General features: G+C 72.4%; 23 protein-coding genes. 10 read left to right on the top strand and 13 right to left on the bottom strand.

Annotated features, from left to right (window positions below; genetic code table 11):
• Positions 1–68: 68 nt before the first annotated feature.
• The 3 genes from V1634_RS18365 to V1634_RS18355 all read left to right on the top strand — a co-directional run bounded on the left by V1634_RS18365 (position 69) and on the right by V1634_RS18355 (position 5,519).
• The gene (locus V1634_RS18365) at positions 69–3,062 is read left to right on the top strand and encodes an AfsR/SARP family transcriptional regulator (protein WP_331209078.1); all 2,994 of its coding nucleotides are present in this window, start codon (positions 69–71) and stop codon (positions 3,060–3,062) included.
• 313 nt (positions 3,063–3,375) lie between these two features.
• Entirely contained in the window at positions 3,376–4,095 is a 720-nt protein-coding gene (locus V1634_RS18360; protein ID WP_331209077.1) for a hypothetical protein, read from the top strand.
• Positions 4,096–4,301: 206 nt separating this feature from the next.
• The gene (locus tag V1634_RS18355; RefSeq protein ID WP_331209076.1) at positions 4,302–5,519 is read left to right on the top strand and encodes a TolB family protein; all 1,218 of its coding nucleotides are present in this window, start codon (positions 4,302–4,304) and stop codon (positions 5,517–5,519) included.
• Here the strand turns inward: V1634_RS18355 and V1634_RS18350 are convergent.
• The 3 genes from V1634_RS18350 to V1634_RS18340 form a co-directional block, all read right to left on the bottom strand.
• Entirely contained in the window at positions 5,516–6,016 is a 501-nt protein-coding gene (locus tag V1634_RS18350) for a hypothetical protein (RefSeq protein ID WP_331209075.1), read from the bottom strand. The two genes, V1634_RS18355 and V1634_RS18350, sit on opposite strands and share 4 nt — an antisense overlap.
• 109 nt (positions 6,017–6,125) lie before the next feature.
• Positions 6,126–6,554 carry an Imm1 family immunity protein gene (locus V1634_RS18345; RefSeq protein WP_331209122.1) on the bottom strand — a complete coding sequence of 143 codons (429 nt, stop codon included), beginning with the start codon at positions 6,552–6,554 and terminating at the stop codon, positions 6,126–6,128.
• The gene (locus tag V1634_RS18340; RefSeq protein ID WP_331209074.1) at positions 6,554–6,814 is read right to left on the bottom strand and encodes a hypothetical protein; all 261 of its coding nucleotides are present in this window, start codon (positions 6,812–6,814) and stop codon (positions 6,554–6,556) included. Before V1634_RS18340 ends, V1634_RS18345 begins: the two co-directional genes overlap by 1 nt.
• Positions 6,815–7,165: 351 nt before the next feature.
• On the opposite strand from V1634_RS18340, the gene V1634_RS18335 reads away from it, so the two are divergent.
• From V1634_RS18335 to V1634_RS18325, 3 genes are all read left to right on the top strand, one after another.
• Positions 7,166–8,530, top strand: a complete 1,365-nt coding sequence (locus tag V1634_RS18335; protein WP_331209073.1) for a helix-turn-helix domain-containing protein — start codon at positions 7,166–7,168, stop codon at positions 8,528–8,530.
• Positions 8,527–9,063: an NUDIX hydrolase gene (locus V1634_RS18330; RefSeq protein WP_331209072.1), complete on the top strand. Its 537-nt coding sequence runs from the start codon at positions 8,527–8,529 to the stop codon at positions 9,061–9,063. Before V1634_RS18335 ends, V1634_RS18330 begins: the two co-directional genes overlap by 4 nt.
• 118 nt (positions 9,064–9,181) lie before the next feature.
• Positions 9,182–12,601 (top strand): NACHT domain-containing protein, encoded by a 3,420-nt coding sequence (locus V1634_RS18325; protein WP_331209071.1) that lies wholly within the window; start codon positions 9,182–9,184, stop codon positions 12,599–12,601.
• Here V1634_RS18325 and V1634_RS18320 read toward each other — a convergent pair.
• The 5 genes from V1634_RS18320 to V1634_RS18300 form a co-directional block, all read right to left on the bottom strand.
• Positions 12,544–13,434, bottom strand: coding sequence for an ABC transporter ATP-binding protein (locus V1634_RS18320; protein ID WP_331209070.1), 891 nt, complete (start codon positions 13,432–13,434; stop codon positions 12,544–12,546). The two genes, V1634_RS18325 and V1634_RS18320, sit on opposite strands and share 58 nt — an antisense overlap.
• A gap of 30 nt (positions 13,435–13,464) precedes the next feature.
• Positions 13,465–14,256 carry a hypothetical protein gene (locus V1634_RS18315; protein ID WP_331209069.1) on the bottom strand — a complete coding sequence of 264 codons (792 nt, stop codon included), beginning with the start codon at positions 14,254–14,256 and terminating at the stop codon, positions 13,465–13,467.
• A gap of 5 nt (positions 14,257–14,261) precedes the next feature.
• The gene (locus tag V1634_RS18310) at positions 14,262–14,987 is read right to left on the bottom strand and encodes a hypothetical protein (RefSeq protein ID WP_331209068.1); all 726 of its coding nucleotides are present in this window, start codon (positions 14,985–14,987) and stop codon (positions 14,262–14,264) included.
• A 75-nt stretch (positions 14,988–15,062) separates the two neighbouring features.
• On the bottom strand, positions 15,063–15,974 hold the full coding sequence (locus V1634_RS18305) for an anti-sigma factor (protein ID WP_331209067.1): 912 nt from the start codon (positions 15,972–15,974) through the stop codon (positions 15,063–15,065).
• The gene (locus V1634_RS18300; protein ID WP_331209066.1) at positions 15,971–16,549 is read right to left on the bottom strand and encodes an RNA polymerase sigma factor; all 579 of its coding nucleotides are present in this window, start codon (positions 16,547–16,549) and stop codon (positions 15,971–15,973) included. Before V1634_RS18300 ends, V1634_RS18305 begins: the two co-directional genes overlap by 4 nt.
• Before the next feature lie 253 nt (positions 16,550–16,802).
• Here V1634_RS18300 and V1634_RS18295 point away from each other — a divergent pair, with 253 nt between their 5' ends.
• On the top strand, positions 16,803–18,104 hold the full coding sequence (locus V1634_RS18295; protein ID WP_331209064.1) for an asparaginase: 1,302 nt from the start codon (positions 16,803–16,805) through the stop codon (positions 18,102–18,104).
• A gap of 188 nt (positions 18,105–18,292) precedes the next feature.
• Here the strand turns inward: V1634_RS18295 and V1634_RS18290 are convergent, their stop codons facing one another.
• Together V1634_RS18290 and V1634_RS18285 are read right to left on the bottom strand one after the other, a co-directional pair.
• Positions 18,293–20,848, bottom strand: a complete 2,556-nt coding sequence (locus tag V1634_RS18290) for a hypothetical protein (RefSeq protein ID WP_331209063.1) — start codon at positions 20,846–20,848, stop codon at positions 18,293–18,295.
• Positions 20,845–22,179: an SWIM zinc finger family protein gene (locus V1634_RS18285; protein ID WP_331209062.1), complete on the bottom strand. Its 1,335-nt coding sequence runs from the start codon at positions 22,177–22,179 to the stop codon at positions 20,845–20,847. The genes V1634_RS18290 and V1634_RS18285 overlap by 4 nt, the downstream gene beginning before the upstream one ends.
• A 127-nt stretch (positions 22,180–22,306) precedes the next feature.
• Here V1634_RS18285 and V1634_RS18280 point away from each other — a divergent pair, with 127 nt between their 5' ends.
• Both V1634_RS18280 and V1634_RS18275 read left to right on the top strand, forming a co-directional pair.
• Positions 22,307–23,131: an endonuclease/exonuclease/phosphatase family protein gene (locus tag V1634_RS18280; protein WP_331209061.1), complete on the top strand. Its 825-nt coding sequence runs from the start codon at positions 22,307–22,309 to the stop codon at positions 23,129–23,131.
• A gap of 89 nt (positions 23,132–23,220) precedes the next feature.
• Complete coding sequence (locus V1634_RS18275) at positions 23,221–23,691, top strand: hypothetical protein (RefSeq protein ID WP_331209060.1); 471 nt, start codon at positions 23,221–23,223, stop codon at positions 23,689–23,691.
• Between the two features lie 195 nt (positions 23,692–23,886).
• Here the strand turns inward: V1634_RS18275 and V1634_RS18270 are convergent, their stop codons facing one another.
• The 3 genes from V1634_RS18270 to V1634_RS18260 all read right to left on the bottom strand — a co-directional run bounded on the left by V1634_RS18270 (position 23,887) and on the right by V1634_RS18260 (position 25,216).
• Entirely contained in the window at positions 23,887–24,297 is a 411-nt protein-coding gene (locus tag V1634_RS18270; protein ID WP_331209059.1) for a VOC family protein, read from the bottom strand.
• 80 nt (positions 24,298–24,377) lie between these two features.
• Positions 24,378–24,872 carry an SRPBCC family protein gene (locus V1634_RS18265; protein ID WP_331209058.1) on the bottom strand — a complete coding sequence of 165 codons (495 nt, stop codon included), beginning with the start codon at positions 24,870–24,872 and terminating at the stop codon, positions 24,378–24,380.
• Positions 24,869–25,216 carry an ArsR/SmtB family transcription factor gene (locus tag V1634_RS18260; protein WP_331209057.1) on the bottom strand — a complete coding sequence of 116 codons (348 nt, stop codon included), beginning with the start codon at positions 25,214–25,216 and terminating at the stop codon, positions 24,869–24,871. Before V1634_RS18260 ends, V1634_RS18265 begins: the two co-directional genes overlap by 4 nt.
• Positions 25,217–25,358: 142 nt before the next feature.
• Here V1634_RS18260 and V1634_RS18255 point away from each other — a divergent pair, with 142 nt between their 5' ends.
• Complete coding sequence (locus V1634_RS18255) at positions 25,359–26,384, top strand: SMP-30/gluconolactonase/LRE family protein (RefSeq protein WP_331209056.1); 1,026 nt, start codon at positions 25,359–25,361, stop codon at positions 26,382–26,384.
• Positions 26,385–26,430: the final 46 nt, after the last annotated feature.

The following is a 26,430-nucleotide window of genomic DNA, read 5'->3' as shown; positions in this document are numbered from 1 at the left end:
GACCGCTCCCTCCCCCGTTGCCGCAGAGCACCGTCCGTTAAGGATCACACCGGGGGCGTGGAAGAAGCGTGGAAGGGACGTGGAGCCGCCCCGGTAACATCAACAAGTTCCACTGCCGGGCCGAGAAGCCTTCGAAGTGCGAGGTCGGGATGCTGTTGGTTTCGGTGCTGGGACCGCTGCGGGTGCTGCGCGACGGCATCCCGGTCCGGCTCGGGCCGCGACAGGTCGAGGTGCTGTCGATCCTGCTGCTCAACCGGGGTACGTCGGTGCCGGCCAACCGGATGGTGAACCTGCTCTGGGGCGACGGAGTTCCGCCCGGGGCACCGGCCACGCTGCGCAGCCACGTGTCGCACCTACGCCGGGCCCTGCGACCGGACTCCCCCGGCGCCTCCGCCATCATCAGTGGCGCCGGCAACGCCTCGGGCCGGGGGTACCGGCTGGACCTGGCTCCGGACCGGCTCGACGCGCACCGGTTCGAGCAGGAGTACGCGCAGGCCCGCCAACTTTTGGGTGCGAACGACGCCGAGGCGACGGCCCGGGCGGTGACCGTCCTGCACGACGCCCTGGGGCTCTGGCGCGGCCCGGCCTTCGCCGACGTGGCCGACCGGCCGTTCGCGCTGAACGAGGTCGCCCGGCTCGGCGCACTGCACCGCTCGGCCCGGCTCGCCCACGCCGAGGCGCTCGCCTCGCTCGGCCGGTACGGCGAGGTGGTCGTCGAACTCTCCGGCGTGGTGGCCGAGGAGCCGTACGACGAGGGATTGCGCCGGCTGCTCGCTGTCGCCCTCTATGCCGAGCAGCGGGTGGACGAGGCCGCCGGGCTCTGCCGGGCCGGTCTGCTCCTGCTCCGCCAGCGCGGCATCGACGCCCCGGGACTTCAGGAGTTGCAGCGCCAGATCCTGCGGCGTGACGTGCCGCTGCACCGGCCGCCGGGCAGCGCCGCCGGCACCGCTGCCGTGGTCCCGGAGCCCGCCGCGACCGGACCGGCACCAACTCCGGCCACCCCGCCCGGCACGGCCAGCGGAATCGAGACCGGTGGCGGGAGCGGGGAACGGGTCTCGGCCGGGTCGGTCGCGCCGCACCTGCTGCCGCCGGACCCGGCCCGCTTCGTCGGCCGCGAGGCGGAACTCGACGACATCCGGCGCCGGCTCGACGACCTGACCGACCGGGCCGAAACCCTGGTCATCACCGGGCCGCCGGGGGTGGGCAAGTCCAGCCTGGCGATCCGGGCCGGGCACGCGGTGGCGGACCGGTTTCCCGACGGCCAGTTGTACGTCAACCTGCGCGGCTTCGACCAGACCGGCTCGGTGCTCGGCCCCGGTGAGGCGATCCGGGGGTTCCTCGACGCGCTCGGCGTACCGCAGCAGCAGTTTCCGGTGACCGAGGCGGCCCAGGCCGGCCTCTACCGGGCGAGGCTGGCCGGCCGGCGGATGCTGGTGGTGCTGGACAACGCCCGCGACGCCGACCAGGTACGCCCACTGCTCGTCGGGTCGCCGGGCTGCGCCGTACTCGTCACCAGCCGCAACCAGCTCGCCGACCTGGTCGCCGCCGAGGGAGCGCACCCGCTCGGCCTGGATCTGCTCTCCGAGCCGGAGGCCCGGCAGCTGCTGGCTCGTCGCCTCGGCGACCAGCGGGTGGCCGACGAACCCGTGGCGGTGGCGGAGATCGTGGACCGGTGCAGTCGGCTCCCGCTGGCGCTGGCGATCGTGGCCGCCCGGGCCGCCGGCAACCCGCGCTTCCCGCTCGAATCCTTCGCCGCCGAGCTGCGCCACGCCGATCAGGGCCTGGACGGGTTCCGGGCCGGCAGCCCGGCCACCAACATCCGTACCGTCTTCTCCTGGTCCTACCACACCCTCAGCCCGGCGGCGGCCCGGCTGTTCCGGCTGCTCGCCCTGACGCCCGGCCCCAGCATCACCGCACCGGCCGCGGCCAGTCTCGCCGCCGAGCCGGCGGACCGGCTCCGGCCGGCCCTCGCCGAGCTGGCCGCCGCCCACCTGGTCGCCGAGGTGGCGCCCGGCCGGTACGCCTGGCACGACCTGCTGCGGGCGTACGCGGTCGAGCTGGCCGGCGGCGATCCGGCGGAGGAACGGCAGGCCGCCGAACGCCGGCTGCTCGACCACTACCTGCACACGGCCCGCGCCGCCGACCGGCTGCTCTGGCCGCAGCGGGACCCGATCGCCATCGCGCCGCCCTGCGACGGTGTGGTCGCCGAACGGCTCGTCGACCAGCAGTCGGCACTGGCCTGGTTCGCCGCCGAACACGCCGTACTGCTGGACGTGGTGGCCCGGGCTGTCGACACCGGTTCCGACGCCCCCGCCTGGCAGCTCGCCTGGACCCTGGTGAACTTTTTCGACCATCGTGGACACTGGGACGACTGGTTGGCCACCGTCGGTCGGGTGATGCCGGCGCTCGACCGCCTCGGTGACCGGTCCGCCCAGGCACACGCGCACCGGCTCCTCGGCGCCGCGTACGTGCGGTTGCGGCGCCACGACGACGCGCGGGCGGCGTACCGGCGGGCGCTGGACCTCTTCGGCGAACTCGGTGACACCGTCGGCGAGGCGTTCACCCATCGCAGCCTCGGCTGGCTGGCCGAACGGCAGGGCGATCCCGCGGGCGCGCTCCGCGCCGACCTGCGGGCGCTGCGGCTGTTCCAGCAGGTCGGCCACCTGGACGGCCAGGCCAGTGCACTCAACTCGGTCGGCTGGTGCCAGGCGTTGCTGGGCCGGCACCGGGAGGCGATCGAGCACTGCGAACAGGCGCTGCTGCTGCACCGCAAGAACGGCAACCGGGGCGGCGAGGCCAGTGCCCTGGACAGCCTCGGCTACGCCCACCACCTCCTCGGCGACCACGCGGCGGCGGTCGGCTATCTGCGGCAGGCGGTCGAGCTGTGCCGGGAACTCGGCCAGTGGACGCAGGAGGCGGAATCCCTGCACCGCCTCGGCGACGCCCAGTACGCCGCCGGAGCCGTACCCGAAGCCCGCCTGGCGTGGCGGGCGGCGCTGGCGATCTTCGACCGCCTCGGCCGTCCGGAGGCCGGGACGGTCCGGGACAAGCTCGACCGCTAACCTTTTCGGTGCGGCCGGTTGTCGATTCCACTGCTCAGGTTGATGAGCTGAGCAAGACATTGATATTGCTCGAAGCATTGCCGAAAAGGTTTTCGTCCGCCATGGTGTGATGTGAGCCCCGCGACCACACCCTCCGGACCGCCGGTTCCGACAGCGCCCCGACGACGACACAGGCCGCTGACCGCCCCCATCGGACCGTCCCGCCGTCGGTGCCCGATCGCCGGGCTCCAGTACGCCGGGGAGTGTCGAGGCGCATGTTCCACACCGGCCCGCCTCCGCCACCTCCGGCCCGGACAACGGAAGGACGACCGAGATGGCAACCGAACAGAGGCGACCACCGGCACGGTCGAGACGCCGTGGCTGGCGCATCGGCCTGACGATCGGTGTGGTGGTGGCGACCGTCCTCGCCGCGGCCACCGTCGCACCACCGGCCGCGTCCGCCGCCCCGCCGAACGGAACCGTACGGGTCTTCTGGCTAAAGCCCGCCGACGTGGCGTACGACCAGCGCTATCCGGACGGCATCGCGAACGTGATGCGGGAGGCCCAGCGGTACTACCGGCAGGAACTGGGCCGGACGTTCCGGCTGAACGATCCGGTGGTCGAGGTCGTCACCGGGGACCAGCTGCGCACCTGGTACGAGAACACCCCGGCCTGCGGCGCGAAATACTGGTGGACCGTCTGCAACATGCAGGCCGAACTCAGGCGCAAGTTCGGATTGGGCGCACCGGACAACCGCTGGATCAACGTCGGTGAGATCAGCGCCGAAGGCGAGGGCGCCGGAGGCGGCGGCGGCAACGGCTGGGTCATCCTCAGCGGCCACGACGCCGACGGCGCGGCGGGGATCAACGGCAACATGAACCGCTGGTACGGCGGCATGGTGCACGAACTCGGTCACGCCCTGGGCCTGCCGGACTCCACCTACACCGACGGCACACCGATGTCGGCGTCCTTCTACAACTACCCGAACACGCACTTCAGCCAGGCGCAGAAGGACAGGATCCTCAGCGGACGGTACGGCGCCTTCCTCTCCTGAAGAGTGCCGGCTTGCGCGGGCTGGAGCCCGACGCGCCGCTCGATGGCGAGGCGGAGCGGATCCGGAGCCGACGCACGCCGCGAGCCCGCCCCCGGCCAGCTGCCGGAGGCGGGCTCGCTGTCATCGCGGCACAGCGGGAGAGGACTCGCTCGCCACCCCGGTTCGGCTTTAATGGTCCTGTGCCGACGCGCCGTACCCGAGTCCTGGTGTATCTCGCCGCCGCCGCTGCCCTCGCCGTAGCGGCGCAGGCGCCCGGCTGGCTCGCCGCGCGCCGCGACGCCGCCCCGGCCGAGATCGTCCCTGGCCAGGTACGGAATCCGTGGCTCTGGCAGGCGACCGTCGGCCAACATCCGGTCGGACCTGCCTCGGTGCTCTTCTTCACCGCGAACACCCGCTATCTCGAGTCCACCGGTGTCGTGGTCGGCCGCGACGGCGGCTACCGGCTGCTGCCGATCAACGTCGGCGAGGGGCATGGGCTGCTCTCACCGGACGGCCGCTGGTATCTGCGTCCCGGCACCGGCCTCCTGCTCGACCTGCGCAGCGGCGACCAACGGCGTACGCACCGGCCGGGGTCCCGCCCGCTGGCCTGGTCCCCGGACGGCAGGTCGGTGGTCGCCACCCGGAACAACGACGACCAGGTGATCACGTACGGGCCGGACAACCAGCAGCTCAACGATCCGGCGAAGCCGGACGACCTCCTCGTCGTCGACCCGTGGAGCGGGGTGGAGCGGGTACTGCCGGTCGGCGTCTTCGCCAGCCACAGTGCGGCGGCCTGGTCGCCCGACGGCTCGTCCCTGGCGGTGACCGGGCCGGTGGACCCGACCGCGCAACTGGCCGAGCGGGAGTGGCTGACGGTGCTTGATCCGATCAGTGCCGCGGTGCGCTGGCGGGTCGAGCTGGGCGAGCGGCAGCGGCTGGCCGGCCGGGCCGCCTGGACCCCGGACGGCCGGCGGATCGCCCTGCTGACCCACGACGGCTGCACGACCCGCTGCGCCGACACCGCCGAGACGCTCCGCCGCTCCTGGCGAATCGAGTTCCTCGACGCCACCACCGGCCGCCCGGTGGGCGACCCCGTCCCGGTCACCGGCTCGGCCACCGAACTGGTCTCCTGGCGCGGCGCGGACCCGGTGGTGGAGCGGCAGTCGCCGGAAGCGGACCACGAGAAGCGACAGACGGCGCTCGCGGCGGTCACCGCAGGCGGTCCGGAGCAGGTCCTGCTGACCGCCCCGGCCGGGGTCAGCGACCTGGAGGTACCCGGTGACCTGCTGGTCCGGGCCGCGTTCCGCGGTTCGGATCCGCGTCCCTCCCCGTTCGCCGCGCCGCCGTGGCTGGTCACCGCTCTCGCCGTCGGGTTGCTGCCCACCGTCCTGGTGCTGCTGCGCTGGCGGCGCCGGAGGCGAGCCGCGATGCGCTCGACCGCCTAGCCGACCGCGTACGCCTTCCCATCGGCGCCGACCGCGATCCGGCCCTGCGGCCTTACTCCCCCGCACTCCCCGGGAGAGTCCACCATCTTCGTGTCAACCGTCAGGGTCTGGTTGACTATCCGGCTCCCTGCCGGATCTTTCAGGTCCACGGTCACCTCGACCGGGCCGGACGGCATGTCGGGAATGTCGACGAAGCCCGATTCCTCGCCCGTCGGCTCTGCGCGTGCGGCACAGACGGAGTCAGACTCGTTCCCGGTACAGGCTTCGTCCGCGATTCGGGAACTCGGCCGTAGCGTGACCGGCCGCGTCTGGCAGGAGCCGCTCCAGCACAGCGTCAACTCCCCTGTTTCCACCCGTCCTGCAATCGCCGCGTCGACGGTGAGGCCGATCCCCTCGGGGACTCCAATCAGATGGCACGTCTGCTCTCCGCTGCCGGAGCAACCCGACAGCGCCATGACCATCAACGTCGCGGTCAGCAGAGGTCTACCGCTCGGCATAGGCACTCCAATGGGGTCAGTACCGGGGCATTGACGACACGGTTGCCGGGTATCGTCGCAGACGGCTCGGGATCATCGACGTTCTCGTCCGGGCGAGCACCTCCCCGGGCTAGCTGTCGCGCCAGCGGACCCGGGTCGGGCGGGCGCCGGTGGCCGCGTACTCCAGGGCAGCGTCGCGGACCGCGCCCGGGGTCACGCTGGCGAGCTTCGGACCGCAGGCGATCGGATCGCCGCCGTAGTCGAACTCGATCCGTTCCACCTCGGCCGGCCACGACGGCAACTCCGGCTCATAGCCCAGACTGGGGTGAGGCCCGGTCCAGTAGAGCAATCCTCGCACCGGATGCCCGAGCCCGAGCTGCAACGACGGCAGCCCCGGCGGCCTGCCCGGCCGGAAACCCGGCTCCAGGAACCTCGGCGAATACAGCCCGACCACCTGTGGCCCGGTCGAGATCACCGCCAGTCCGGCCAGCAGGGCATCCAACTCGGCGGCGTCGCCCACCGCTCGCCAGCTGCCCAGCCCCCACCCCACCGCCACCATCACCCGGCGGCTCCCGCATCCGCCGAGGACGCCCCACCATCACCCGGCCAAGCGGGTCGGGGCAGGTCGTCGAGCCGGCCGGCCAGGACCAGCCGCTCGTATGCCCACCGCCACTCGTCGCACCGGCTCCGGCCACAGCGCACGCAGACCCCGAGGTCGGGATCGTTGGCGTGCGTCCGCATCGTGTCCCGGAAGTGCGCCGCCATCTCGTCGGAGACCTCGACGGCCGCAGACGGCCGATCGACCGGTCGATCCGTCACCGCCGACCACCACCAGCTCGACCGGGTACGCCGACCAGCGCCCCAACCGCAACACCACCCCACCCCGCCCTCCGGGCGGCTCTCGCAGACCAAGACACCTGTGCCCTCCCGACGTCGTCCGCACCTGTCGACTGGATCGGCACCGAGGCGGGCGGGGTCGGTCGGAAGGACGTACATCGCGGAGACCGGTGGCCACAGCACCCGCCCCGGGCCGTGAGTGGATCCTGTACGGAGGACGCACCCCGCCAGAATGACGCAACGTTGGTACGACATATACGCAAAGCTCATTGGTTCGATAACCTCGTCGGTATCTGTCCGACGCGAACCGGCAACCCTCGTGGGGGTCCTGACATGTCCAGCAAAGCCCCGCCAATCTGTGGCCGGTGTGGCACGCGGCTGGCGAAAGACAATCGCACGAACGTCTGTCGGCGATGCGGCGGCGAGGCCAGTGGTTATCTCTTCGCTCCGCCACCATTGCCGTCCGGGTTCTGGCGGGCCAGGGAGTTACGCGACGCTTTTTCCGAGCGCCACATCGGCCACGTGATCAGGGCCTACCGGCATCATCCCCACCACGGACCACGACCGCTGCCCCAGGACCTCGTCGCTGGCTGGATGAACCTGTCGCAGGCTCAGCTCAGCCGTCTGGAAAACGGGCCAGCGTTACGCGACCTCGATCGGCTGGTCGACTGGGCGCTGCTACTCGGCATGCCCGCAGAGATACTGTGGTTCGCGCTGCCCAGCAGTGCACCAGCACAGTCCCAGCCTGGACCGGACGGCATCGCGCTTCCCTTCGTGCACGTGCTCCGTGCCGTCGATCGAGAGGTCGGCGGCGCTCACCTTTACGCAACAGTCGCGGCCCACCTCGCTCAGTACCCGTCCGCGCTTCCATCGACCGGTGCGAGTTCACGAACGCACCCCGGATCAGAATCCGTGGCGTCCCTTGCCGAAATGGCGGCCTGGATGGCGTTGGAAAGCGGCGCCAGGACGATGGCCCACCGGCATCTGTCCTACGCGGTTGCCAACGCCGTCGCCAGCGGTGACAGCCAACTCGCTGCCCAGGTCTGTGCGAGTCTCAGTCACTTCGCTCGCCAGGATGGCAACGCGCAGGATGCGGTGGCACACGCCGACGCCGGGCTGGTACATCTCCGGAAGGGACCACCACACGGCCCTCTTGAAGCTCGGCTACAGGCAGTCCGCGCGTCCGGGTTGGCGGCAGGTGGCCGCCCCGTCGACGCCGTAGCGGCGGTCATGGCCGCCGAGACTGCATTCCAGGGCACAGTTGTCTCCTCCTCACCCTGGTTGAGCCCATTCGACGAAGCATCCCTCGCCTCGGAGGCGGCCCGGTGTTTTCTCCAGATAGGCGACTTCGCTGAGGCGGCCCGACAACTACACCAGGCCCTCGCAGGTCGCAAGCACGGTCACGTACGTAGCCGTGCTCTCGCCCAGATCACGCTTGCCACCGCCCTGCTTGGCCAAGGGCGGCCGGACGAGGCGTGTGCTCTTGTCCGCGAGGTGCTCGCAAACACCACGAACCTCGGCTCGGCAGTACTCCTCGACCGGCTGAAACATGTGGCGTTGCTGCTCAGGTCCCAAACCGGGCAGTGCGGCGACGTTCCGGAGTTGATCGAGCGGCTTCGACAAGCTGTGCTCGACCGCGCGTGGATCGGCACCACCGGGGCCTTGCACGAGCCACCAGCAGTACGTCGGCCGCGATGACCAGCGAAGAACGGCCACTGTACGAACGCGACCGGGCAGCCTGGCGTGAGCACCTCGCCGAGGGTAACTCCAGGCAGGCCCGCAAACGGGTCGGCGCGGACGCCCTCATCCGGAACGGTCGGGGTGAGATCCTGCTGGTGGATCCGAGCTACAAACCAGACTGGGATCTGCCGGGCGGCATGGCCGAGCAGAACGAACCGCCGCACCAGGCTGCTGAGCGTGAACTGCGGGAAGAGTTGGGTTTGGAGCTTTCGCTCAACACGGTGCTGGTGGTCGATTGGGTCGCGCCGCACGGTCCCTGGGACGACAGCCTCATGTTCGTCTTCGACGGCGGAGTCCTCGACGATCGACAGATCACTTCGCTCCACGTGGCGGATCCGGAGATCAGGGCTTTCGGATTCGTCTCCGTGGACCAGGCGGCGACGTTACTCAGGCCGTACGTCTGGAAGCGGCTCGATCGGGCACTGACTGCCCTCACCGACGGAACGGCGGGCTATCTGCATACGTCGGTGAGCGACTGGCCATCCGGATGACCACGTGCTGTGGGAGCTGGGCAGTCATGGCCTGGCACACCGGTAACCGTGCCGGACTGACGGGTTCGGGACACCCCGGCGATACCCGTCCGGCTGTCCGTTCGACGATGATGGCCCGGTGGCTGACACGTTCTCGTATGCCGACGCCGTGCGTCTGCTCGGCGGCGGGCGCAGCCGGGTCGTCACCGCCCTGGACAATCTGGCCGGCGGGCTGCTGCTCGGCGGGTCGCTGCTGGTGCCCGGACTGCTCGCGCTCTTCGATGCCAAGGCGGAGTTCGCCCGGCTGAGCCGGGAACTCGTCAGCAAGGCCAGCGAGCAGTGGCACCGGTTGGGCAGGTACGACCGTACCGAGCGGCTGGCTGCCGCGCACTCCGTGCTCGTGGTGACCGCCTACTTCGAGGCGCTGGCCGAACTCGACCTGCCGATCTCCTTCGCCGAGCTGGAGCTGACCCGCGACGAGCAGTTGCTCCTCACCGGTCACAAGATCCAGGGCGCCGTACGCTCACCGCTCACGGCGTTGTTCGCCTCTCCGGTGCCTCGGCCGGCACCGCACGAACCGTACGGGGAATTCCGCGGCCCGCTCCGCCTGATGTACGAGGCTGTCACGGTACGACTGGTGGGTTTCCTGCCCGGTCTCGCCGCCTGGGAGCGGCTGCGACCCTCGGCTCGGACCGCCTTCCTGATGGGCGTGGAGCCGCTGCCCGAGCGGGCGATGCGCCGGTACGACGAGCTGTTCGGGCAGCTCGCGACCGACTTCCCCGAGGTGGCGTTCTGGTCGCAGCTCCGCGAGCACGAGGGGACCCGGGCCGAGGTGCGCGGGGTCCTGGCGGTGCTGCGCGACGCGCGGGCCGACGTACGGGAGTTGGGCATCTCGCTCGCCGGGCTGGAACGGGCGCTCGCCCGGATCGCGGCCGGCCGGACCGCCGCCGACCTGCCGGCGGCCCTGCGTCGCGCCTACACCGACACCCTCGACGACTCCGTCGTCGAGTCCGGTGAGGTGCCGGACTGGCTCTCGGTGCCCGCCCTCGGCCAGGCGTACGTGCCGCCGCTGTGTCGGGTCGCGGAGTTGGTCGGTGACGACGCCAGGCCCAGCGACGAGTGGTGGTGGACGCAGCAGCCGGTCCGGGACGACCTGCCGGAGTTCCTGTTGGGCTACCTCACCTCGCCGCGAGCCACCCGGACGCCGCTGCTGGTGCTGGGCCAGCCCGGCTCCGGCAAGTCCGTGCTGACCCGGACGCTCGCGGCACGGCTGCCGGCCGCCGACTTCCTGGTGGTCCGGGTCGAACTGCGGAACGTGTCGGCCCTCACCGACCTCCAGGACCAGATCGAGCGCGCGGTCCGGGACGTCACCGGTGAGCGGATGGACTGGCCGGCGCTGGCCGGCGCGGCCGGCGGTGCCCTGCCGGTGGTGCTGCTCGACGGTTTCGACGAACTGTTGCAGGCCACCGGGATCAGCCAGACCGACTATCTGGACCGGGTGGCCCGGTTCCAGCGCCGGGAAGCGGTCCAGGGCCGGCCGGCGGTCGTCGTGGTGACCAGCCGGACCAGCGTGGCGGACCGGGCGGTGCCGCCGGACGGTACGGTCGCGGTCCGGCTGGAGCCGTTCGACGCCGAACGGGTGTCGGCCTGGCTGGACGTGTGGAACGCCGTGAACGCCGAGAACTTCGCCCGGCGCGGCGTGGCACCGCTGGCCCCCGACACCGTGCTCGCGCACGGGAGGCTGGCCGAGCAACCCCTGCTGCTGCTCATGCTCGCGCTCTACGACGCGGACGGCAACGCGCTGCGCGCCGCGGGCCAACTCCGCCGCGACGAGTTGTACGAGCGGCTGCTGGACCGGTTCGCCCGCCGCGAGGTGACCAAACACCGGGCGGGACTGGACCGGTCGGAGCTGGACGCGGCGGTCGCGGCCGAGCTGTACCGGCTGTCGGTGGTCGCGTTCGCGCTCTTCAACCGGGGCGCGCAGTGGGTCACCAAGAAGGAGTTGGACGACGACCTCGGCGCGCTGCTCGGCCCGGCTCCGTCCAGCCCACCCACCGAGCACCGGCGCGCTCCGCTGCGCCCGGCCGAGATCGTGCTCGGTCGGTTCTTCTTCGTGCACCGTTCCCGGGTGGCCGACAACGCGACAGCCGGCGACGACGAGCTGGAGACGTACGAGTTTCTGCACGCGACCTTCGGCGAATATCTGGTGGCCCGCCTCGTCTGGCACGTCTTGGCTGGCATGGTGGCCGCTCGGCAGGCGGCGGCCGTCGCGCCCTTCGGGATGCCGTTCGGCGACCCGCAGCCGGTGGACGACGGCCGACTGCACGCGCTCACCTCCTGGGCCGCGCTGTGCGGCCGGGCGCCGGTGGTCGAATTCCTGGCGGGAATGATGTCCACTGTGGATCAGCAGCGCCGGGACTGCCTGGTCGAGCTACTGATCGGCCTGTTCCGGGCGGCCAACTGGGCGCGCGCCGAACACCGGTACGACAGGTACCAGCCCCGTCCGGTGCCGGTGCCGGCCCGGCACGCGGCATACTCGGTCAACCTGTTGCTGCTCACCGTCTGCGCCGCCGGTACGCTCCCCGGCAGCACCCTGTACGGCGTCGGCACCAGCGTCGTGCCGTCCTGGCACCGGCACGTGTTGCTGTGGCGTTCGCAACTGCTCTCGGCCGACTGGACCAGCTTTGTCCGGACCATCGCGCTCGACCGGATCGGTATCGGCGAGAACCGGGACATCCAGCTGCGGCTGGCCGGACCGGACGAGACGCCACCACCGATCGATCTCGGCTGGACGATGGGCCAGGCCTGGCCCGACCAGCAGCCGGAGCATGTCCCCCGGGTTGTCACCTTCCGGTGGGGTGCCCGGGAGGTCAACCTGCTCTGCGGGGTCGGCGAGGACATGACCCAACACGCGCTCGACCCGCTGATCGCCCGCCAACCCGACGCCGTCAAGGTGGCTAGGGTCGGGCCCGCAGCGCAGTTGCGTTCCGAGGCGCACGAGCTGGTCGCGCTCCTGCTGACCCCGCTCTCCGAGACCACCCCGACGGAGCGTCTCTCCGTGTACCAGCGGTGGCTCCGGGTGTGCGAGTTCCGGCCCTTCGAAACGCTGCCGCTGACGCTGCTGCTGGAGCGGCTCGCCGCCGACACCGGCCTACCGGCGCCGGTCGCGGCCACGATCCTCTCCAGCGCGACGGGGCAGGCGCGCCAGGGGTACTTCCAGGCGCGCCCGCTGCCGCCCGAGCCGTACCTGCGCTGCGTCCGGGTGTGGCTGGGTCGGCACGAGGACGTCGATCGGGAGCTGGCCCAGCTCTTACGGCACCTCCTGCCGGACCTGCTGGTGGAGCGGAATCACCCACGGCCGGGGACACCGACGGCCGAGCATCTGACGGCCGTCCTCGACGAGTTGGAACGACTCGACCTGCTCGACGAGGCCGGCGTGGACCCGACCATGCCACCGATGCTGCGGGCCCTCGCCACGATGACCGGCGACCCGGCCGGACGTCAGCCGGCAGCGGTCGTGGTCGACAACACCGTGGCCCGCTGCATCAGCGCGACATAACCGTCCTCAAGGGAGGGCGCCACCGGCGTCGCGTCCGGACTCGGCCGGGTCGGGCTGACCACCCGGTAGTGCGTGCCGTCGGTCCGGCCGATCGCCGAGACCACCACCCCGACCGTCGGCGCCGGACCGGAACTGGTCACCTCCCAGGTGGCACCCTCACCGACCCGGACCAGATCGGTGACCATCCCGGTGTAGACCACCCGACCGGCCGCCATCACCGCCGCGTGCTGGCAGGTCTGCGCCACGTCCTCGACGATGTGCGTGCTCAGCAGCACCGTACGATGCCCGGCCAGCCCGGCCAGCAGGGTCCGGAAGCGTACCCGCTCCTCGGGGTCCAGCCCGGCGGTCGGCTCGTCCACGACGATCAGCGCCGGGTCGCCGAGCAGCGCCTGCGCGATGCCGACGCGGCGTCGCATGCCACCGGAGAAGCCCTTCATCCGCCGGCCGGCGACGTCGGTCAACGCCACCAGTTCCAGCAGCTCGTCGACCTGCCGCCGCCGCGCCCGGGTGTCGTCGAGTCCCTTGAGCAGCCCGACGTAGTCCAGGAACTCCCGAGGTGACAGGTCGGGATAGAGACCGAGGTCCTGCGGCAGGTAGCCGAGCCGGCGTTGCACCGCCAGCCGCCCCGCGCCGGTGGTCAGGTCCTGCCCGCCGACCCGCACCCGGCCGCCGCTGGGTGGCAGTACTCCGGCGAGGATCCGCATCAGCGTGGTCTTGCCGGCACCGTTCGCGCCGAGCAGGCCGTACATGCCGCCCGGGATGTCGAGGTCGACCGAGTGCAGCGCGGTCACTTTGCCGAACCGGCGGGTCAGACCGGTGGTCTGGATGTCCATGCGAGGTGAGCCTTTCGACAGGCGGACGCGTCAGGCGGCGTGCCGGCGACGGGACAGGAGGGTGTGCGTGACCAGCAGGGGCGCCACGCCGAGCAGGACGAGCAGGGCGACGCTGAGCAGCGCGCTACCGGCGCCGGGCTCGGGGCGCAGGAAGGAGAGCCAACCGGGTACGCCGGCGAAGAACGCCAGCTCGCCGGAGAGCCAGCTCGCCTGGTAGTCGCCGATCGGTGTGATCAGCGTGCCGGTCAGCGAGGGCAGGAAGTCCGGGGCGAGCATGTTGCCCCAGAACCAGTAGCCGACGAAGAGCACCCGGAACAGCGGCGCGGAGATCGCCAGCGGGCAGGTGAGGGCGAACCCGGCGACGAAGGCGAGTCCGGGCAGCATGATCACGGCGAACGCCAGTACCGCCCAGCCGAGCATCAGCGGATCGCCCCGGTGCACGGTCTCGTACCCTCCGGCGACCACCATCGCCAGTAGCGCCGGCAGCGCGGTCGCGGCGAGCCCGCCGAGGTATTTCCCGGCCAGCAGCAGTCCCGGCCGGACCGGCAGGCTCTCCAGCAGCGCGGCGGTGCCGAGCCGACGGTCCCGGACCAGCCGGTCCGCCAGCACCATGCCCAAGCCGAGCGGCACGACGATGCCGAACAGCAGCGCCCAGCCGGCCATCACCTCCGGCGCCGTGGCGTCCGCCGGCAGGTAGCGGGGCCCGCGCGGCCCCTGGAAGAGGGTGATCACCGCCGCCAGGAGCAGCGTCGCCAGCCACAGCGACCGCTTGCGGGCCTGCATCCGGAACTCGTACCGGCCGACCGCGAACAGTTCCGACATCCCGCTCACTCCTCTTCCTCGGACAACAGCAGATGGGGCCGGCGCAGCAGCAGCGCGACGGCACCGGCGAGCAGCAGCCCGGTGAGCGTCAGCGCCAGCCGGTTCGTCAGCCAGCCCTCCCCGGTACCGACCCGGCTGGTGGTGAAGAGGTAGAGCGGACGGCTCCACTCGTAACCGACCAGCAGGCTCGCGAGGACCTGCTCGCAGAGCCACAGCCCGGCGACCGCGCTGGTGGCGAGTACGACGCTGCGGCCGAGTACGGCGAGCAGCACCGCCAGGGCGGCGAGCCAGAGCGTCGGCGGGGCCCAGACCAGGGCCGAGGCGAGCAGGTGCGGGCCGGTCCACCAGCCGGTGAGGCCGAGCCCGGCGGAGTAGACCAGCGCGGAGAGCGCGGTGGCCAGCGCCAGTACCCCGAGCCGGCGGCCGAGCGTGCGGGCGTACCGGGTGGGGAGCGCGAGTTGCAGTTCGCGGCAGCCGTCCCGGGCGACCAGGGTCACCGCGCTCATCGCCACGGCCAGCGGCAGCACGGCCTCCAGGCCGGTGAGCAGCAGGTCGCCGACCTGCCGCCGCCCGGCCCCGCCGTTGCCGGCGAGCAGTGCCATGGTCACCGCGACCAGCAGTGCCGCCGGTGGCGTGGCGGCGGCCGCCCAGCCGGCTCGCCGCGCCTCGTACCGCCACAGTTGGCGGGACTCGGCCCGCCGCAGGGGAACGTGCCAGGAATGTTGGGCCATCACGCAACTGGGTGGGCCGGCGGGCCGCCGGGGTTCACGCTGCGGCCGGTGACCCGGACCACATTCCGGGGTCGGTCACCGCAGTGACGCGCGGCGTCCGACTCCGGCCGGCAGGTGCGGCAGCAGTACGACGGTGCCGGCCATCAGCAGCGCCGCCACCAGCAGCAACGGCCCGCTGGTCCGCCAGAGCGGTTCGACCAGCCGGTCCACGGTCCCGTCCAGGGCGCTGGAGCCGGCGAGCAGCCGGAGCACCCAGAGGCCCATGGCGACCCCGATCCCGACCGCCGGTCGCCAGAGCACCGAGAGTGCGAAACTGACCGCCGAGAGCAGCGCCATCGGTCCGAGCCAGGCGGCGAAGAGCGCCAGCGGCGCTCCGGCGTCGACCCAGACCAGGCCGAGGGAGGCGAGCGAGGAGGCGCCGAAGATCGCCCCGAGCACCAGGGTGAGCCGGGCCAGCAGCACCGCGCGTACCCCGGTCAGGCTCGCCGCGACCAGTTCGCCGGCCGGATCGGCGCCGCTGCCGCAGGCGCCGGCCACGCCGAGGGCCGCGACCAGGGGTACCACGATGGCCAGGACCTGCTCGGAGATTCCCGGCGGCGCCCAGCCGGCGACGCCGGTGCCGGCCGCCAGCACCACGGCGGCGACCAGCCAGATCCGCCGGTCGACCAGGCGTCGCTGCGCGGCCAGGATCCGCGCTGCGCGGCGCCCGGCGGCGCCGCCGATCGGTGCCGCATACCGGGGTACGGTCGACGCGCCGACCACCGACCGGGCCGACGTGATCCGGGACAGCAGCGTGTCGCGCAGTCTGGCCGGCGGTGCCGCGACCGCCGCGACGCGGTCCCCGACGGCGTCGGCCACCCGCCGCCAGGCCGCCAGTTCGGCGGCGCAGCCGGGGCATTGCGCGACGTGCCGGGCCACCTGGTCGGCCCGGTCGTCTGCGAGCGTGCCGGCGGCGAAGGCCGCCAGCAGGTCACCCGGGTGGGTCATCGTCCCGCCTCCCGTCCGGAAAGCCCGACCGCCTCGGCGTCGTCGGGCAGCGCCCGGGCGAGCCCCGCCCGGGCATGGAACAGCCGACTCTTCACGGTGCCGACCGGGATGCCGAGTACCTCGGCGATCTCGGCGTGCGCGAGCCCGGCGCCGAACGCGAGGTCCAGCACCTCCCGGTGCGCCGGAGCCAGCTCGGCCAGGGCGACGGCCACCGCCCGGGCGTCGGCCCGGGCCAGGGCCACCGCCTCCGGACCGGGCTCGCCGGCCGGTACCTCGGCGGCGGCCTCCATCGGCAGCGGCGCCGGCCGGCGTCCGTCCATCCGGCTCAGCGCCTGCCGTCGGCAGATGCCGAAGAGCCAGGTACGCACCGAGGACCGTCCCTCGAACGAGCCGGCACCCCGCCAGGTGGCCAGGAAGGTGTCCTGGAGCGCCTCCTCGGCCCGCCCACGGTCGCCGCCGAGCAACCCCTCGGCGTACGCCAGCAGCGGCTGGCCGTGCCGGGTGTACAGCTCCTCGAATGCCCGCTGGTCACCGGCGGCCACCCGCTGCAACAGCCCGTGGTCGACGTCATTCATCCCGTCCTGGGTAGCCGCCCGACCCGCCCGGGTTCACGTCCCGGTGCGGAATGTGCCGCTCGTCACAGCAGGCTTTACCGAATCCGGCGGCGAAGGCGGTCGAACCGGCAGTTACCACCCCGGAAGATTGATCGACATCGGCGATCGACCGGATCCGCTCCGAAAGGCGGCAACGGGAAATGATCTTGTAACGCCGAGGAAAACCGGAACTCGCACCATCGCCGTCACCCCCATCCCGCAACTGGAGGTCGCATTGTCCAGCCTTCCCGGTCGACTCCGGCCGACACCTCGGCGCCTGACCGCCGTACTGGTCCCGGTCCTCACCGCGGCACTCACCGCCACCGTCGTCTCGGTGCTCAACCGCGCCCCCGAGCCGACGGCGATGGCGCTCCCCCCGATCAGCGGCGCGGTCTCCGGGGTCACCGGACCGACCGAGATCCGCAGCGTCGCGTACGCCCAGGCGGTCGCCGGGGCCAAGGCGAAGAAGCCCAAGGTCACCGTGATCGGCACCGGCGGCACGATCTCCGGCGTCGCCACCTCGCGGAGCAGCTTCACCGACTACCAGTCCGGCCGGATCGCCATCGGCGACCTGGTCGCCCGGCTCCAGCCGGAGATCGGCCAGGTCGCCGACGTCTCGACGGTGCAGTTCGGCAACAAGGGCTCCGGCGGCTACACCATCGCCGAGTTCCACGCCCTCACCCTGGCTGTCGAAGCTGCCCTGACGAAGTCGGACGCGGTGGTGGTGACCAGCGGCACCGACACGATGGAGGAGTTCGCGTACTGGCTGGACCTGACCGTGCAGAGCCGCAAGCCGGTGGTGCTCACCGGTGCCATGCGACCGTGGGCGGCCGGCACCCCGGACGGGCCGCAGGTGATCGGCGCCGACGGACCCGCCAACCTCTACAACTCGATCGTGCTGGCGGCCAGCCAGTCCACCTACTGCTACGGCACCGTGCTGCTGCTCGGCGACGAGTTCCACGCCGCCCGGGACGTCACCAAGACCAGCTCCTACCGGATGGACACCTTCCAGTCCCGGGAACTGGGCGTACTGGGCTGGGTCGACGGACCGAACATCAAGGTCGGCCGGGCACCGGCCCGGGTCGAGGAGTGTGACGCGAAGAAGCGTTGGCTGACCCCGTTCGACCTGTCGAAGATCGCGCCGACCTCGGTGCCCCGGGTCGAGGTGGTCTACGGCTACCAGCAGGCCGGTGGGGAGGCCATCACCGCCTTCGCGGACGCCGGGGTGCGGGGCATCGTCACCGCCGGTACCGGCGCCGGCGGCATCTCCTCGGCGCAGAGCAGCGCCCGGAGCGCGGCGGCGGCGAAGGGAGTCCTCTTCGTCAGCACCACCCGGACCGGCTCCGGCTCCGTCTACGGCGGCAGCACCACCTCGCCGATCATCGCCGGGGACGACCTGCTGCCGCAGAAGGCCCGGCTGCTGCTGATGCTCAGTCTCGCCTTCGCACCGGCCGACGTGGCCCAGGTGCGGAGCTGGGTCACCACGCTCGGCAACCCGGAGTGGAACACCGCTCCCAAGGGCAGCCCGAAGGACTGACCGGCCTGCCGGCGGTGCCGGGCGGAGGAGCAGTAACCGGGATCCGCCCGGCAGCCGAGGCCGGAGGCAGTCCGGCTCGAGGCTCGCCGTGCCGGAGCGGGTGCCTCGAGCAGCGCCCCCGGCGCGCGGGCGGGGCTATCCGGTCAGTGCGGCGTGCCTCGAGCAGCGCCCCCGGCGCGCGGGCGGGGCTATCCGGTCAGTGCGGCGGCCGGGTTGTCGAGCGCGGCGACGAGGCGGCGGGCCTCGGTCGTCAGCCGACTCGACCCCCGGCGGGCCGCCACCTCGGCCAGCCCGGAAACGACGATCGGGACGCCGGTGGCGGCCGCCGTCTCCGCCGCCAGGGTCAGCAGATCGGGTAGCCCGGGGCGCGGCTTCGGCGCGGTCAGCAGGGCCGGCAGGGCGGCGGCGAGCAGTCGCCAGGTGCTGAGCCGGGCACCGGCCAGGGTCAGGTCCCGCAGCGGCTCGACCGTCCGGGTCAGGGTGACCATCCCGCCCGAGGCCAGCTCACCGAGTTGCCGACCCACGGAGGCGGCGTCCAGCTCACCGGCGGCGGCGAGTGCCAGCAGGGCGTCGACGGCGGCCACCCGGTCGGCCCGGTGCCGGGCGCCGAGCCCGTACGCCAGGGCGATGTCGAGCGCCACCCCACCCTCTCCGGTGCTCTCGGCGAGCAGTGGCAGTAGCTCGGCGCCGCCCCGGTGATCCTGGTCGGCGGAGCCGGCGATGTCGTTCAACGCGTACGCGGCGACCAACCCCCGGTGACCGGGCAGTACCGACGGCCAGAGGCGGGACCATCGCGCGCAGTGGTTGTCGAACCGGGCCACCCGACCGGTGAGCAGCCCGAGCGGATCCTCGAACCGCTCCGCCCCGGCCTCCTGCGCCGCGCCGACCTCGACCTGCACCCGCTCGATGGAGGTACCGGGTTGGCCGGAGTGGTAGGAGGGGGCCTGCCTGAAGCTCACCCTGACCGGCCGGAACGTCGGCCGCGGCAGCCCACCGGAGCGCAGCCAGGCGGCGAGCCGGTCCCCACCGGGGGTGCCCAGTGCCGAGGCACGTCCCGCCAAGGCGTCGTCACCGCCGGGCGGCAGCCGCAGCAGCGCCTGGGTCAGGTCCCAGCGCCACGGATGTGCCTCGCCGAGCGCGGCCAGCCGGTCGTAGAGCGCGGACGGGTCGAGCGCGCCGTTCGTCGAGGTGGGTGCGGCGAGCAGCCCCGCGCTCTGGGACCGGCCGAGGTAGGTGCCGATCTCGGCGAGCCGGACCCGGAGCAGCCGGTGCGCCGGGGCGACCCGGGGGTCACTGGCCAGTTGGGACCTGTGCGCGGCCGAGAGCAGACCCACCCACCACCGGCGCAGCACACCGATCTGGGCCGGACCGGCGGCCGCGCGCAGCAGGTCCTCTAACGGGCCGTGCAGGCAGGACGGCGACCAGCGGTGCTCGCCGGAGCCGTGCCGGTCCAGTACCGGTGCCAGTGCCTGGGTCAGGCCCGGCTGGTCGGTGGCGGTCAACCGGACCACCGCGTCCAGCACCCGCTCCAGCGGCAGGGCGGTGATCCCGGTGCTGAGCAGCGCCGCGACCTCCTCGGCCAGTTCGTCCGGATCCGTGATCGGGGCCGGGACGGGCGTCGGCGCGGGCACGGGCGGCAGCTCGTCGCCGGAGCGCACCACCACACCGACCGGCGCCGGTGCCGCGCCGTGCCTGGCGGCCAGTGCGGCGGCCCGGTCCCGCAGCTCCACCGCCGGGTGCTCGGCCGCCGCGCCGAACACGTCGGCGATCTCCGCCGCTGCCTCGGGTCGCTGCCGGGCGAGCTGGTCCAGCCAGCCGAGCTGGGCGCGTACCAGCCCCTTCTCGGGGCGGATCAGCACCGCCCTGGACGTGTCGAGCAGCTCCTCCAGCTCGACATCTGCGGCACCACGCAGCGCCTTCTGCGCCATCGACGCCACCGGACCCGGGCCGTCGGCGAGCAGCCGGAGGTAGTCGCCGGCCCGGTCGGCGCGCTCGGCCGGAGTCGGGGCGAGCAGGTCGTGCAGGACGAGGAACGGGCGCAGCGCGGCCGCCCGGTCGCCCCGGACCAGCCGGTCGACGCAGCCGCCGAGCAGCACCGCCCGGTCCACCCGGCCCTCGGCGGCGAGCTGGACGAGGGCGTGCGGCAGGGCCATCGCCGTCTCCGTGTAGTAGTCCTCGAAGCCGACCCTGCTGCCCAGCCCGTCGATTTCGAAGAGTCGCGGCAGCAACGTGTCGAGGAACGGGTCGGCGCGCAACCGGTCAGGCAGTGGGGGTGCCTGCCGCCCGCCGGACGCCCAGGAGAGTTCGTCGAGCCACCCCTCGACGAACCGGTCTCCGGTCGGCGGCGTCAGCTTCTCCTCCGCGAAGAGGTAGGCGACCAGACCCCAGCTGCGCGGCGGAGTCCCGGTGAGCCGGTCCGCCAGCCGCCGGGCGAGGTCGGGCAGCCAGTCGATGCCCCGGTCCCGCGCCGCCGCCACCACCGGTGGCCCGGCCGCCATGTCCAGCTCGACCGCGCGCCGCCCGAGGATCTCGGCCGCCTTCGCCGCGCTGGGCAGGCAACCGACCACCGCCACCGCGAGCGCCGCCGCCTCCCGGCCGGCCCACCAGTTGTCCTTGAGCCGGCGGACGAAGGCGACCAGTTCGACGCCGAGCTGCCGGCGGTCCGGCTCGGGCAGCCCGGCGAGCGCGTCGGCGACCGCCTCGACCGCGCGCTTGTGAATCAGGTCGAAGATGCTCTCGGTCACGCCGGAACCTCCGCCCGCGCGCCGACCATCGACACGGCGAGGGCGTGCTTGCACGGCCCGCGCTCGCCCCGGTGCCGGGCCCACCAGGGACAGGAACAGGTGTACCGGCCGCCCGGGTGGCTGCGCACCCGGTAGACCTCCGCACCGTTGCACACGGTCGCGGTGGAGCCGTCGACCTGCACCGCACCCGCCTCGACCAGGGCCCGGGCGCCGAGCAGCCGGGGGTTGTCCCGCTCGGCCCGGCCGGCTTCGTACGGCAGCACGCGGTGGAAGTACGCCGCCTGCGACACGTCGAAGCCGACCCGACCGGCGGTGCCGAGCTGGGCCAGCGCGGCACGAACCCGGCCGGTGCCGATTCCGGCCCCCTCGGCGAGGGTGTCGACGTCGATCGTCGGGTCCCAGGAGAGCAGCGCGCCGACCAGCTCGGCGTCGTCCACGACATCGTCGCCGGCCAGCGCGGCGAGGCTCGCCCCCTCCCCGGAGAAGCCCCGATACGGCTCCGGCGAGAGGGTCAGCGACAGTCGCAACTCACCGGTGTCCAGTTCCCAACTGCTCGGCAGCGGCGGGGCGCCGGCCGCGGCGGTCGGGCCGTACACCCGGAGGGTCTTCGCGTGGCGCAGCAGACCGCGCAGCGTCGCCAGCCGGTCGGCCCCGGCCAGGCAGACCGCGCCCGGCACCGGTCGCCCGGTCAGTCGCAACGACCGCCCGGCCGGCACCGCCCAGAGCACCGACCGGTCTCCGGCGCCGGGCAGCCGGCGCAGGAAGGCGGCTGCCTCGGCGGCCGGTATCTCGGCCCGTGGCTCGAAGGCCGCCGCCAGCACGTGCACCTCGGCGAAACCGCGCAGCCAGCGCCCCGGCAGCGGGACCTTCCGCTCCACCACCGACCCGTCCATTGTGGAGACGGTGAGGTCGTCCGGCCCGACCGAGAGGTGCAGCGGGTCGAGCCCGCCGACCCGGGCCAGCGCCGCCCGCAGCGGCGGGTTGACGTCGACGTTGGTGGTGCCGTGCGCGAGGATCTCGCCGTCGATCCCGGCCGGCAGGGCGTCCAACCGGGCGTAGACACCGCAGCAGCCGGAGAAGGACTCGAAGCGCAACCGGTCGCGGCCGCCGGTCACCACCGGGTCGAGGCTGGCCGGATCGGCCGGCCGGTAGTAGCGGCTGCGGGCGACCTCGGCCACCGCGAGCAGACCGGCGGCGGCCGCCCGTGGCGTGGTCAGGAACCCGGAGAAGAACCGGGGGTTGGCCGCCGGCCCGCCGCTGGTCTGTAGGGCGAGACCATCGGCTCGGAGCGCGGAGGGGCCGAGATACCGGTACGTCTGGACGGCGGTCACGGCAGCGGATGCTACGTGGCCCTACCGACATCCGGGGAGCGATGCTTCTCCGCGTAGCAGATCCTGCTGCCGTACGTTGCGGTAACACCCACGCGCTCAGGTGCGACCGGAGTACTAGTCTTCGATGATGTTAAATGCCCTTGAGCGGTACGCCGTGGCGTTGGCGCTGACGCCGGTGCTCGTGGCATCCTTCGCCACCTCCGCCGACGCGGGTTCCGCCCACGCCGGTTCCGCCCCTCTCGCGCCCGTGAACCTGCGGGTGATGACGTGGAACATCCACGGCGAGAGCGCTGACATCCCCGCCATCGCCGACTTCGTCCAAGCCAACGGCGTGAACGTGCTGACGGTCCAGGAGGTCCACCGCCGGCCGTCCCGGGACCAGGTGCAGCAGCTCGCCGACGAGTTGGGGTGGCAGCTCACCACCAACGTCCATTTCGGACCTGCTGACAGCCCGGGACCGTGCGACGACGAGTGGGAGGGCCAGGCCGGCAACGCCATTCTGACCTCGTTCCGGATCGCCGAGCGGGTCACCAAGCCGCTGTCGCCGGTCAACCAGGACTGTCCCGTCCGGCGTTCGATGGCCGGCGTCAAACTTGACCTCGGTGGCAACCGCACGATCCGGGTCTTCACCTCGCACTTCACGCCCGGTCACTCGGCCGCCGCGGTGGCGCTGCGCCAGCAGCAGGCCCGCACCGTCGTGGACTACCTCTCGCAGAGTGGGCCGCTGTTGTTCACCGGTGACATCAACGACGTGCCGGGGAGCACCATCCACAGATGGTTCGTTGGTGCCGGTTTCCTGGACACCGGCGGCCGGTACGCCAACGAACCCACGCTGGGCACCGCACGCATCGATTTCGTTTTTTCTCGCGCCGTTACGGTGACCAGCGGCGACGTGCTGGACACCCGGCTGTCGGATCACCGCCCGGTGGTGATAAACATGCAGGTGGCCTAGACGCCACGGTTCCCTTGCTTCCCACCGGTTTGGACACGAAGATCAACTTCTTTTAGCCACAGTGGACAGATCTGGGGAGGCTGTATTACATGAGACGCCGTCGTTTCCTGAGTTACCTGCTGACGGTGGCGCTTGCCGCCGTCGGCATCGTCACGGTCGCCAATCCCGCCGCCGCAGCACCGCCCTCCCTCTGCACGGGATTGGGCTTCACCAACGGCCGCTACGTTTCCACCAACAACGCCAAGAACGGCAATGGCGCCCACCTCGCCGCAACCCTGTGTTGGCAGCCGCTCGGCGGCAGCCCGGGAATGTACCACACCTACACCTATTGGCGGATCACCGATAACGCCGCCAACGGCGCCGGAGCCACCATTCGACTTGAATGGCTGGACTTCAACGACAGGAAGCACTACAGAGTCCCGGAAAACCACATGCGCGCCTGGGAATACGGTGAGACCGAGGCCGGCGGGATGACACTCACCAGTATCAACAGCCTGTACGTCCGGGCCTGCCTGACGAACACCAACAGTCCCGCTCATCACTGCGGTCCCGCCGCATGAACCGTGACAACCAGTCCTCGCTGATTCGCGTCGGACGTCGGTCCGTGTAACAACGATATTCGGCTCCACCGGCACACTCCGGGTGCTCGACAGGCGATCCTTCAGCACAGGTGGCACGGCGGCCGGGGTCGCCGTGCCACCTCTGTGCTGTCACCACCTGCGGAGATCCCAATGCCCGCTGGTGCGGCTGGGCTACTAGCCCCGGGAGGAGATCTGCTGCACGGCCCAGCCGTTGCCGTCCGGGTCGCTGAAGAAGACGAATCCGACGTTGTCCAGCGGCTCCGGGACCGGCCTCGGGTTCTCGCCGAGCACCTGGATCTCGCTGACCTCGACACCCCGCTCGACGAGCTGCGCCCGCGCCTTGGCCAGATCGGCGACGACGAGTTGCAGCCCGCGCAGCGACCCGGGCGGCGGCATGTCCGGTACGACTCCGGTGCCGATCACGATGGAGCAGCCCGAGCCCGGCGGGGTGAGCTGGACGATGCGTACCTGGTCGCCGACCCGGGTGTCGTGGTCGACGTGGAAACCGAGCTGGTCGGCGTAGAAGGTCTTGGCCCGGTCCACGTCGGAGACGGGGACCACCACCACTTCCAGGGTCCAGTTCACGGTTGTTGCCTCTCTGCCTAGGTGGAGATCGGTGTCCGGCCGGTGCCGGGACGATCGCCGGGCACCGTGGTGATCGGCGGTCAGGGGGACTCGACCCGCTCCGCGAGCAGGTGGTCGAGCCGGCGGTAGCCCTCGGTCACGCCGCGCCGCATCGGGTAGCGGAGCACCCGGTCCCGGCCTTCCGGGGTCGCGTACCGGATCGTGCTGGTCAGGGTGGTCACCCCGGCCCGTTCGACGAGCCGGTGGTCGATCAGGGTGTCGCCGGGATAGGACTGGTCGTCGTACCGCTCGGTGTAGACCAGCCGTCGGGCCGGCTCGATCACCTGGTAGGTCCCGCCGTGTGCCATCTCCTCGTCTCCCGGGCCCCGGGAGACGAACCGCCACGCGCCGCCGACCCGCAGGTCGAGCTGGCAGTCGACGAGCTGCCAGCCCCGCGCGCCGAACCAGCGGCGGAGCAGGTCGGGGCGGGTGAGCGCGTCGAAGACCAGCCCGGCCGGGGCGTCGAAGGCCCGGGTCAGCACTATCTCCCGGTCCGTCGGGGTGGTGACGGTCAGCTCCCGGCCGCCGCCGCTCACCGGGTGCGCCCCTCGCCGCCCTCGGCCTGGAGTTCGGCGAGCAGTCCGTCGAGCCGCTGGTAGCTCTCGGCCCAGTAGTCGCGGTAGTTCTCCAGCCAGTCCAGCGCGGCCTTGAGCGGCCGGGCCTCCAACCGGCACGGCCGGCGTTGCGCGTCCCGGCCCCGGGAGACGAGCCCGGCCCGTTCCAGCACCTTGAGGTGCTTGGAGACGGCGGGCTGGCTCATCGCGAACGGCGCGGCCAGCTCGGTGACGCTGGCCTCGCCGGTGGCCAGCCGGGCGAGGATGGCCCGCCTGGTCGGGTCGGCCAGGGCCGCGAAGGTCGCGTCGAGCAGATCCGCACTCATGTTTCGTAACCTTTCAGTTCTATAACCAGATGGTTTATACCGCGGCCCGGCCGGGGGCGTCAAGCCGACCCGCCCGAGCTGCCGTCCATCGTGGACGGAGCTGGACCGGCGCCGGCAGCGATCCGGATGGATAGCATGGGCCATGGCCAGACCCCGGATCGACCCCGTCGTGTGGCGGCCGGAGCGGGCACCGGCCCGGGCCCGCCAGCGCAGCGGCAGCCACCCGATGCCACCGGTACGCCTGCACCCTGTGCCCGGCCACGGGCCGGAGGACGTCGCGGTCGACTCCGCCGGCCGGATCCACACCGGCCTCGCCGACGGCCGGCTGGTGCGGCTGGCGGCGGACGGCGCCGGAGCACGGGTGGTCGCCGAGACCGGCGGCCGGCCACTCGGCATCGAGGTGGACCGCGCCGACCGACTCGTGGTCTGCGACGCCGCGCGCGGGCTGCTCCGGGTCGAACCCGACACCGGCCGGATCGACACCCTGGTCGCCGCCGGCACGCCGGTCGGCTCGGCACCGCTGCGGCTCTGCAACAACGCGGCGGTGGCCGGCGACGGTTCGATCTGGTTCAGCGACTCGTCCCAGCGCTTCGCCCTGGCGCACTGGAAGGCGGACCTGCTCGAACACTCCGGCACCGGGCGCCTGCTCCGGTGGTGTCCGGACGGGCGAACCGAGGAGGTGCTGACCGGGCTCCACTTCGCCAACGGGGTGGCGCTGGCCGCCGACGAGTCGTACGTGGTGGTGGCCGAGACCGGAGCGTACCGGCTGACCCGGCGGTGGCTGGCCGGGCCGCGTACCGGCGAGGTGGACCGGCTCGCCGACAACCTGCCGGCCTTCCCCGACAACCTCGCCCGGGACGACGACGGGCTGCTCTGGATCGCGATGGGCTCGCCCCGCAACGCGCTGCTGGACCGGGTCTCGCCGTGGCATCCCGCCGTGCGGCGGGTGGTCTGGGCCCTGCCGGACCTCCTGCAACCGAAGCCGGCGAACACCGCCTGGGTGCAGGCGCTGGACGCCGAGGGCCGGATCCGGTACGACCTCCAGGCCACCGCCCCGGGCTTCTCGATGGTCACCGGAGTACGCCGGCACGGTGACACCGTCTGGCTGGGCAGCCTGCACGGCGGCGTTGTCGCGGCGTTCGACCTGCCGGCCGTGGCCCCCTCCTGATCGTGGGAGGTCCGCCGCAGAGCGGACTTCCGGGTATCCCCGGGTT

The sequence above is a fragment of the Plantactinospora veratri genome (assembly GCF_036421995.1).
Lineage (GTDB): Bacteria > Actinomycetota > Actinomycetes > Mycobacteriales > Micromonosporaceae > Plantactinospora > Plantactinospora veratri.
Note: the sequence above shows the minus strand (reverse complement) of the source record. Positions and strands in the feature narration are given on the sequence as shown.